The following is a 9318-nucleotide window of genomic DNA, read 5'->3' as shown; positions in this document are numbered from 1 at the left end:
CAGAACGTCGTGAGACAGTTCGGTCCCTATCCGTCGCGGGCGTAGGAAATTTGAGAGGAGCTGTCCTTAGTACGAGAGGACCGGGATGGACTGACCTCTGGTGTACCAGTTGTTCCGCCAGGAGCATAGCTGGGTAGCTAAGTCGGGAAGGGATAAACGCTGAAGGCATCTAAGCGTGAAGCCCACCTCAAGATAAGATTTCCCATAGAGTAATCTAGTAAGATCCCTTGAAGAACACAAGGTTGATAGGTGAGGGGTGTAAGTGTGGTAACATATTTAGCTGACTCATACTAATAGATCGAGGGCTTGACCAAAAGTTAACTGGAATATATATTTACTTAGAAGGAAACTCCTTAGCTAAAGCTAATGAGTAAGTTCCACTAACCAAATCGAAGATTTGGAGTGTCACTTATGTGCAATTTTGAAAGAACAAAATTCTTTCATAATATATTTGGTGATAATGGCATAAAGGTAACACCCCTTCCCATTCCGAACAGGATCGTTAAGCTTTATTACGCCGATGGTACTGCATGGGAGACTGTGTGGGAGAGTAGGAAGTCGCCAAATATTATGGCTCGATAGCTCAGTCGGTAGAGCAGAGGACTGAAAATCCTCGTGTCGCTGGTTCGATTCCTGCTCGAGCCACCATTGTGTGGCGCTATAGCCAAGTGGTAAGGCAGAGGTCTGCAAAACCTTTATCCTCCGGTTCAAATCCGGATGGCGCCTCCAATTAAAAAAACTTGTAAACATTAGTTTGCAAGTTTTTTATTTTTCTCATTTATTTGATATTAAATAATAGTTATTAACAAAAAATCAAAAGTTATCAACAGAAGATGTGGATAACTTGTGTGAAAAAGATATATTTTTGTGGAAAATTAAATTATATAACTACATTATTCATTATTTCTATATATTTAGAGGTAAAGTTTAATTTAATCTTTGACCCAATAGGTAAGGTAAGATTAGGATAGTCATGACCGAATGAAAATCCAGTTATTATAGGCTTATTTAAGGGAACTAAAATATTTTTTATAATATCCTCAACAGTATAACTTTTTGAGTAATTTTCTACAGTACAGTTAGTAAAATGGCCTAATATGAATCCTTTGCATTTTGATAGTTTTCCAGAGTACAGAAGTTGACTTAACATTCTATCTAAAGAATAAGGATATTCATTAACTTCTTCTATAAGTAGTACTTTATTATTAAAATTAATTTCATAAGGTGTTCCTAAGGTAGAGCAAATGGTGGCTAAATTTCCTCCAGCTAATATACCAGTAGTATTACCTTCGTTGTAGCATACAGAACCTCCAAAAGGAATATTATAAGGGCTATATCCTTGCATTAAAGTAAATTTTAAGCTTTCTAAAGTCTGCTCATCATTAAAATCTGAATTTACCATAGGACCATGAAAAGTTACCAAGCCAGTTTTCTTATTTATATAATTAATCAAAGTTGTTAAATCACTATATCCACATAGTATTTTGGGATTCTTTTTAATAACTGAATAATTTAAATAAGGAAGTATGTTTATACTGCCATATCCCCCTCTAAAACATATAATTGCTTTAACATCTTTATTTTCAAACATATTCATTAAATCAGAAGCTCTATCAATAGCTTCTCCTGCAAAATATCCAGAACGACTATATAAATGTTTGCCTAAAAGAAGATTAAATCCTAATTTCTTAAATGTATCTATTTTATCATCTATTACTTTAATATCCTCGCAGAATGCTGGTGATACAATTCCTATAAGATCATTATTCTTAAGTGCTTTAGCTAACATAACTACTCCTAAAAATTATTTATATTATATTCTATAGATAAGTAATTAAATGTGCTAATAAATGGAGTATTTATTTATATTCAAAGAAGGACTAAGTGAATTTTAAGTATCTTATACAGAGTTAGGTTTTATATTTAAATGTTTAACTTTTTAAATGTTTTTATTTTTATTAAACATAATAATATAATGAGGCTTGAAAAGAAGCCTCTACAGCAGTAAGGTGCTTAACTTCTTATTAAACATAACTACTAATTAAAAGGATTTTAATGGAGCCTGAGAAACGGCTCCTACAGTATAGATGTAAAAGGAATATGAAGAAAAATAAAAATGAGCTATGCACTGATATCCAGTGTGGTAGCTCATTTTTTTATAGTGTTATAAAAATTTTAATTTTAGTATAAATTTTTCTTGAATTCATAGAATTCAGTTTTTACTTCGCTTAGTAGATTTAGATTTTCTATAAGGTCTAAGGCAGTAAAACATAAAGCGTGAGAGGCCTTCATAGCATTTTGGAAAGCGTAGTCGCTTATTGTTGCTTTAGCAAATTCTAGTGAACCGTATTCTATATTTTCTCCATTAACTATATCTATATATGGATGAATTGAAGGAACTTTATGACTTACGCAGCCTAAACTAAGTCCAGCAGAAGTATCTTTAGGCTCTGATATTTCTATTATTCCTGCTTCTTTTAGATTATGAGAAAAAAGTCTATTTAGAGTAATATTAGTTAATAATTCTTCGTTAGGTGGTTCATAAAGTGATATTGCATGTTTAACTCGCATTAGTTTAGAAACGTATAAACATATTTCTCTTAATTTACTTTCGGCAACTTTAGCAATGTCCATGTCATTTGAGCGTATGTAGAATTTAGAATCAGTTTCAGTAGGAAGAAGTAACGGTGTGTATCCTCCATTTGATAATACTGAATTTATATCTATATCTTTAGAAAATCCTTTTAATAAAGAATTAAGAATATTAAAGGTTAATAAAGTAGCGTCTAGAGAAGTGTAGGCACTACTATTTAAGAAACTTAATCCGCTATCTCCATAGAATTTAACGTTTAGTGGAATTATGGCAGATGAAGTTCCACTCTCAGCAGTTATTATATTTGGATGTGCAGTTAATACTACATCTATATCATCAAAAACTCCTTGTCTTACCATTGTAGACTTAGTTCCACCTAGGTATTCTCCAGGGCAGCCAAGTATTATTATAGTTCCTTGAAGTTTCTCTATTACTTTAGATAAACCTAAAGCGCTACTTACAGATATTGTTGTTAATAGATTATGACCAGTTACATGACCTTGATCCTTTATGGCATCATATTCACATACGAAACAGATTTTAGGATAACCGCTTCCCTTTTGTGCATAAAAGGAGGTCTTAATATCTAAATATTTCTCCTTAACCTCAAAGCCATTATTTTTAAGCAATGTGGTTATATAAGAACAAGCTTTTTCTTCACAGTAACTTTCTTCTGGATTTTCATATAAAAACTTACATAAAGAATATAGATCTTTTTCACAGCTAGCTATGTGAGATATAATTTCTTGCTTCAAAAAAATCCCCTCCTGATTATTCATATAAATTAGTTTTTCCAATAAAGAGTAAATTATTTATATGTCAAAAATAAAGTTAGTTGGACAAAATAACTTTTACGTGTAAATGAATAGAATATAGTGTATGGGGTTAAAATCAAGATAATATTATAGGACAAGAAAAGCGGAGGTAAATTCAATTATGAAAAAAAATTGCATTATATGTGGAAAAGCTAATGAAAATGGTATAATAATATGCGGAAAAGAAATTTGTTTAAGTTGTGAAAAAGCTATTGCAAATGAACCTGTATATACAGACAGATATGAGTTTTATAAACGTAAGATAAAAAGGTACTTATCACAACCAATAAATTATATCCAATAAACAGATAAGCAAGAGGAAGAGTAATGAATGATGCACCTATAATTTATGGATTAGAAACCTATATTAAAAAAAACTATGCACCCTTTTCCATGCCAGGACATAAACATGGAAGAGCATTTCAAGACGAACTGACTACTTTAATATTAAATGGAGATATTACTGAGGTAGATGGATTAGATAACTTACAAAACCCTCAAGGGATTATAAGAGAAGCTTTAGATAAGTTGAGTGAATGTTATGGAAGTTATAAATCCTATTTCTTAGTAAATGGAAGCACTTCGGGTAATTTAACCATGATTTTTTCCTCTTTTAACGAAGGGGACAAAGTATTAGTGGAAAGAAATTGCCATAAATCAATATTTAATGGTATATTAGTCAGAAAGTTAAAACCCATATATATTAAAAATGAGATAAGTTCAAAATTAGGAGCACCACTAGGAATAGATTTTGAACATTTTTTAGAAATAATAGATAATGAAAAAGATATTAAGGGAATTATATTAACTTACCCTAATTATTTTGGAATTGGTTTAGATATATCTAAGATTATTACAGAGTGCAAAAAGCGGTATATTAAAGTTTTAATAGATGAAGCACATGGGGCACATTTTGGATTTCATAATGAACTTCCAGAAAGTGCAGTAAAGCTTGGGGCTGACATGGTGGTAATGAGTGCTCATAAAACATTACCATCATTAACCCAAACTGCCTATTTACATATAAATAATGAAATTGATAAAGAAAAGGTAGAGTTTTATTTATCAACATTTATGAGTACAAGCCCTTCCTATCTATTTATGTCAACTTTAGATTACAGCAGAGCCTTTTTGCAGGAAAAAGCTGAAGTGGCTTATGAGAAGCTAATTAGAAGAATAAAGAAAATAAATGAGGTTATAGATAAGGTAGAGGGAATTGACTTTATAGATAATAATAAATTAGAAGATAAATGGATATATGATCCTACTAGAATAGTAATATCAATTAATGAGGGGTATAAGAATATTGACTTAGTTGAATACTTCCTAAATAATGGCGTTCAAGTTGAGATGGCTATAGGAAGAGCAACAGTTTTAATTCCTACTCCTTTTAATAGTGAAGAAGATTTTGAAAGATTAGAAAATGCCTTATTGAAGTTAAGGGTAGATAAGGAAGAAACTATAATCAAAAGTTATGATTTAGATATTGAAGATGGGGAATTGATAGATCCTATAATAGTTATGAATAATGAAGCGGAATTTATTGATATAATAAACTCTGTTGGGAAAATTGCTAAAGAGCATATAGTACCTTATCCACCAGGAGTTCCATTAATATTGATGGGAGAGAAGATTACTAAAGGAAAGATCAATAAACTTTTAGATTTACTAAATGATAATATAGAATGTATTGGAATAAATAATAACAAAATTAAAATTTTAAAAGAAACAGAGGAGTAAAAAGAAGATGGGAAAAGGTATGTTTATAACATTTGAAGGTGGAGATGGTGCTGGTAAAAGCACTGTAATTAATAAAGTATATCAGGAATTAGTAGAGAAAAATCTATCTTGTATGATTACTAGAGAGCCAGGCGGCATAGATATTGCAGAACAGATAAGAGAAGTAATACTTAATGTTAAGAACACTAAAATGGATGCAAGAACAGAGGCCCTTTTATATGCAGCTGCAAGAAGACAGCATTTAGCAGAGAAGGTAGTACCAGCTTTAGAAGAAGGTAAAATAGTGTTATGTGATAGATTTTTACATTCATCATTAGCATATCAAGGTTATGCAAGAGGTCTTGGAATAGAAGAAGTTTATGAGATAAATAAATTTGCTATAGATTCTTATATGCCAGATTTAGTAATATTATTTGATATAGAACCAAAACTAGGTTTAGAAAGAATAAATAAAAATAAGGGAAGAGAAATAAATAGACTAGATAAAGAAAATATGGATTTTCATGATAAAGTTAGAGAAGGATATAGTATTTTAATGGAGAAATACAATCATAATATAGTTAAAGTGGATGCATCTGGGGCGGTAGATGAGGTTTATCTAGAAGTTTCAAAGATTATCAATGAAAATATTGAGAATAAAGCTATATGAAGGAAATATAAATATATTTTAACTTAATATTTTATGATAAAATAATTATAAGTAAATAGAATTAAAGAGTTTAAAGGAGGTAGGAGAATATGAAATTAGTTATTGCTATAGTTCAAGATGATGATACAGCTGATTTAGTTGAGGCAATTACTGAGGGTGGTTTCAGGGTTACAAAATTAGCTACTACAGGGGGCTTTCTTAAGTCCGGAAATACTACACTATTAATAGGAGTAGAAAAAGAAAAGGTTGATGAGGTTCTTACTATTGTTGAGGATGTATGTAAAACTAGAAAACAACTAGTGGTATCCCCTACTCCTATGGTAGGTACTGCTGATGTATATGTTCCATACCCAGTTGAGGTTCAAGTGGGAGGAGCTACTGTATTTGTAGTAGATGTAGATAAATATGTAAAAATATAATTGAAAGGATGAGTGCATATGAAGTTTATTGGGCATAATAAAATACGAGAATCATTTGATAAACTTATTGAAAAATGTGCACTCTCTCATGCACACTTAATAATAGGAGAGGATGGTATAGGAAAAAGCAAAATAGCTCAGATTTTTGCTTTAAGCATATTAGGTAAAAGTCAAGAAAGAGAATATGCGGATATCGTTAATTATAGAGTAAACGATAAGTCTATAGGAATAGATGAAGTTAGAGGAATAATCCAAGAGATTTATAAAAAACCTTTTGAAGGAGATAAAAAGGTAATAATAATACATAGAGGAAATAAGTTAACGATTCAAGCACAAAATGCTTTATTAAAAACGATAGAAGAACCACCTAAAGGTGTTTACATAATTATATTGTGTGAAAGTGGGGATTTAATATTAGATACAATTAAATCAAGATGCCAGATTCATAAACTTTCGCCATTAAATATTGAAGATATGAGAGAGTATATAAATTTATATTTTAAAGAGTTTGATGAAAAAATGATTAATTCTGCATTAGCATATGCAGGAGGAGTTCCTGGAAAGGTAGAAGATTTTTTTAATAACAAAAATTTAGAAATTTTAAGAGGTATTATATGTAATTTATTAGTTGATATTAATAAAGGCGATAAAGTAGCTGTTATTACATATGAGAAAAAGTTAGCTAGTTTTAAGGAAAATTGGGAAGAAATTTTAAATATTTTACTTTCATTTATAAGAGATATATCCGTATATAAAGAAGTAGAAAATAAGGAGTTAATCATAAATGGTGATAAACTTCATGAAATAGATAATATATCAAGAGAAATGACCTTTAGAAAACTCAAAGGAATGGTAAAGGTTTTAGATAGAACAAGAAGTAAATTAAATAGCAACACAAATTTTTTATTAACATTAAATGTTATGATCATAGATCTTATGGAGGTTTAAAATGATAAAAGTTGTAGGAGTCCGTTTCAAAAAAGCGGGTAAAATATATTATTTCGATCCTAATAATGCAGAGGTAAAAAAGGATTGTTATGTCATAGTTGAAACAGCAAGAGGCGTGGAGTTTGGAGAATGTGTTATTGGAGTAAAGGAAATACGCGAGGAAGATATAGTAGCTCCACTTAAAACAGTTATTAGGGTTGCAAATGAAGAAGATATAAGATTACATAAAGAAAATAAAGAAAAAGAGAAAGAGGCTTTTGATGTATGCCTTAAGAAAATAGTAAGTCATGGCTTAAATATGAAGTTAATAGATGTAGAGTATACATTTGACAATAATAAAGTTATTTTTTACTTCACAGCAGATGGAAGAGTAGACTTTAGAGAATTAGTAAAAGACTTAGCTACAATATTTAAAACAAGAATAGAGTTAAGACAAATAGGTGTAAGAGACGAGGCTAAAATGATTGGTGGTTTAGGACCTTGTGGAAGACCTTTATGCTGCTCAAGTTTCCTTGGAGATTTTGCATCGGTATCAATTAAAATGGCAAAAGAGCAAAGTTTATCCTTGAATCCTACTAAGATATCAGGAATATGTGGAAGATTAATGTGCTGTTTAAATTATGAACAAAGCACCTACGAAGATATTAGAAAGAGACTACCTAGGGTAGGGTCAATAGTTAAAACTGTAGATGGTAGAGGAGAAGTTGTTGGCAATAATACTGTAAAAGAGACAGTTAAAGTTAAGATGGCTTTTGGGGAAGAAGAAGTAATAAATGAATATAAGATAGAGAAAATAGAGTTAATAAGTGGAACTTATGAGGGGAATGTAGATGACGGGGAAATAAAACTTGAAATAGAAGATGAAACTGATAAAGTTCTTATTAAGGATTTAATAAAGGATAATTAGATCATATTCAGGGGGATGAAAATGAAGTCTTCAATTAAAATTATCGGTATGAAAACATCAGAAGATGTAAAAAAAATAAAAAATGCAGTAGCTTCAAATACAGGGGTAGTTGCCTGTGAAATTAATAAGGAAAAAGGAGAAGTAAGCATAATATATGATGACTACTTCTCTAAATTAGATAAAATTATTGATTCCATAGAATTACTGGGATATACTGTCGTTTAAAAAATTATGTCAAAAGTATTTGAAAATATACACGAATGTGATAAAATTAACGTGGTAGTTACATACCGAAAATATTAGGAGGTGTTTTATTATGGCATATAAAATAGAAGAAACATGTATAAGCTGCGGTGCTTGTGCAGCTGAATGTCCAGTAAATGCTATAGAACAAGGAGATACAATATTTGTAGTTAATGCAGATACTTGCATAGATTGCGGAAATTGTGCCAACGTTTGCCCAGTTGGAGCTCCAGTAGCAGAATAATTTTAAAAAGCATCGCCTTTTAGGCGGTGTTTTTTTGTACAAGCAATTAAATAGAGATATAAATAAAAGATGCTTAGTTTAGGCATCTTTTATTTATATTTGTGGAGGAGATAAAAGTAATACTTTAGGGGTATTATCTGTACTTACAAATAATTCTTCAGTGTTAAGAGTGTTATTAGGTAATTTTGAAACATTTTTTGAAGCTATTAAAAATTCTTCTGGACCTCTTAATAAGAAAGACAGATTTGGGGTTTTATAATGCATTGGAACAATATATTTAGGAGATAATAAATCACATATACGATAAGCAGTTTTACCACCTATAGTATAAAGATCTCCAACTGGAATCATAAGGACATCAATGTTTCCTAATAAATCTTTATAATCGTTATTTAGAATATGACCTAAGTCTCCAAGGTGGCATAATCTAAGATTATCAACCTCAAATAAAAAAATTATATTAGGACCTCTTTTAAGACCATTTTGATCGTCATGAAAAGAAGGTATTCCTGTTATTTTTATTGAATCAATTAGATATTCATTAGTTGAATTAATTATTTGTGGTTCACAGTCTAAGTTAGTTAAGTTAGAATGATCAAAATGATCATGAGATATAGTTACTATATCTACGGACCCTTTGAAGGGGATATACCCTATTTTTGAGTCAAAGGGATCCATTAGTATTTTTGTATTATTTGAAGTTTCTAAAAGAAAACATGAATGACCATACCAGGTTAATTTCATAAAATCACCTCGTTTA

The 9318-nt window shown here is 30.4% G+C and carries 11 protein-coding genes, 2 tRNA genes and 2 rRNA genes; 12 read left to right on the top strand and 3 right to left on the bottom strand.

Annotated elements, in window-relative coordinates:
• The 4 genes from BUA92_RS22140 to BUA92_RS22125 form a co-directional block, all read left to right on the top strand.
• Positions 1-314: ribosomal RNA gene (locus BUA92_RS22140) — 23S ribosomal RNA — on the top strand; the annotation flags it as partial.
• A 136-nt stretch (positions 315-450) separates the two neighbouring features.
• A 5S ribosomal RNA gene (gene rrf / locus BUA92_RS22135) occupies positions 451-567 on the top strand.
• 5 nt (positions 568-572) lie between these two features.
• Positions 573-648 (top strand) — tRNA-Phe (locus tag BUA92_RS22130).
• Positions 649-654: 6 nt separating this feature from the next.
• Positions 655-729, top strand: a tRNA-Cys gene (locus BUA92_RS22125).
• A gap of 151 nt (positions 730-880) precedes the next feature.
• Here the strand turns inward: BUA92_RS22125 and BUA92_RS22120 are convergent.
• Together BUA92_RS22120 and BUA92_RS22115 are read right to left on the bottom strand one after the other, a co-directional pair.
• A complete protein-coding gene (locus tag BUA92_RS22120) occupies positions 881-1789 on the bottom strand; it encodes a S66 peptidase family protein (RefSeq protein ID WP_073022800.1) in 909 nt (302 codons plus the stop codon).
• A gap of 392 nt (positions 1790-2181) precedes the next feature.
• Positions 2182-3348 (bottom strand): zinc-binding metallopeptidase family protein, encoded by a 1167-nt coding sequence (locus BUA92_RS22115; RefSeq protein ID WP_073022799.1) that lies wholly within the window; start codon positions 3346-3348, stop codon positions 2182-2184.
• A gap of 181 nt (positions 3349-3529) precedes the next feature.
• Between BUA92_RS22115 and BUA92_RS22110 the strand changes: the two genes are divergently transcribed.
• The 8 genes from BUA92_RS22110 (at position 3530) to BUA92_RS22075 (ending at position 8558) form a co-directional block, all read left to right on the top strand.
• Positions 3530-3712, top strand: coding sequence for a sigma factor G inhibitor Gin (locus BUA92_RS22110; RefSeq protein WP_021800109.1), 183 nt, complete (start codon positions 3530-3532; stop codon positions 3710-3712).
• A gap of 23 nt (positions 3713-3735) precedes the next feature.
• Positions 3736-5148 carry an aminotransferase class I/II-fold pyridoxal phosphate-dependent enzyme gene (locus BUA92_RS22105; protein ID WP_073022798.1) on the top strand — a complete coding sequence of 471 codons (1413 nt, stop codon included), beginning with the start codon at positions 3736-3738 and terminating at the stop codon, positions 5146-5148.
• A gap of 7 nt (positions 5149-5155) precedes the next feature.
• Entirely contained in the window at positions 5156-5797 is a 642-nt protein-coding gene (gene tmk, locus BUA92_RS22100) for a dTMP kinase (protein WP_073022797.1), read from the top strand.
• An 89-nt stretch (positions 5798-5886) separates the two neighbouring features.
• Positions 5887-6216: a cyclic-di-AMP receptor gene (locus tag BUA92_RS22095; RefSeq protein WP_021800112.1), complete on the top strand. Its 330-nt coding sequence runs from the start codon at positions 5887-5889 to the stop codon at positions 6214-6216.
• Between the two features lie 18 nt (positions 6217-6234).
• The gene (locus tag BUA92_RS22090; protein ID WP_073022796.1) at positions 6235-7164 is read left to right on the top strand and encodes a DNA polymerase III subunit delta'; all 930 of its coding nucleotides are present in this window, start codon (positions 6235-6237) and stop codon (positions 7162-7164) included.
• A 1-nt stretch (position 7165) separates the two neighbouring features.
• Complete coding sequence (locus BUA92_RS22085) at positions 7166-8071, top strand: PSP1 domain-containing protein (protein ID WP_073022795.1); 906 nt, start codon at positions 7166-7168, stop codon at positions 8069-8071.
• 21 nt (positions 8072-8092) lie between these two features.
• Positions 8093-8296 carry a heavy-metal-associated domain-containing protein gene (locus BUA92_RS22080; RefSeq protein WP_073022794.1) on the top strand — a complete coding sequence of 68 codons (204 nt, stop codon included), beginning with the start codon at positions 8093-8095 and terminating at the stop codon, positions 8294-8296.
• 91 nt (positions 8297-8387) lie between these two features.
• Positions 8388-8558: a DUF362 domain-containing protein gene (locus tag BUA92_RS22075; protein WP_021800116.1), complete on the top strand. Its 171-nt coding sequence runs from the start codon at positions 8388-8390 to the stop codon at positions 8556-8558.
• Between the two features lie 93 nt (positions 8559-8651).
• Here BUA92_RS22075 and BUA92_RS22070 read toward each other — a convergent pair whose 3' ends face one another.
• On the bottom strand, positions 8652-9302 hold the full coding sequence (locus BUA92_RS22070; RefSeq protein WP_073022793.1) for an MBL fold metallo-hydrolase: 651 nt from the start codon (positions 9300-9302) through the stop codon (positions 8652-8654).
• Positions 9303-9318 lie beyond the last annotated feature (16 nt).

Source organism: Clostridium intestinale DSM 6191, assembly GCF_900130055.1.
In the GTDB taxonomy this organism is placed as follows: Bacteria; Bacillota; Clostridia; order Clostridiales; family Clostridiaceae; genus Clostridium_T; species Clostridium_T intestinale.
The sequence above is the reverse complement of the archived record's forward strand: the minus strand, read 5'-3'. Positions and strand labels throughout refer to the sequence as shown.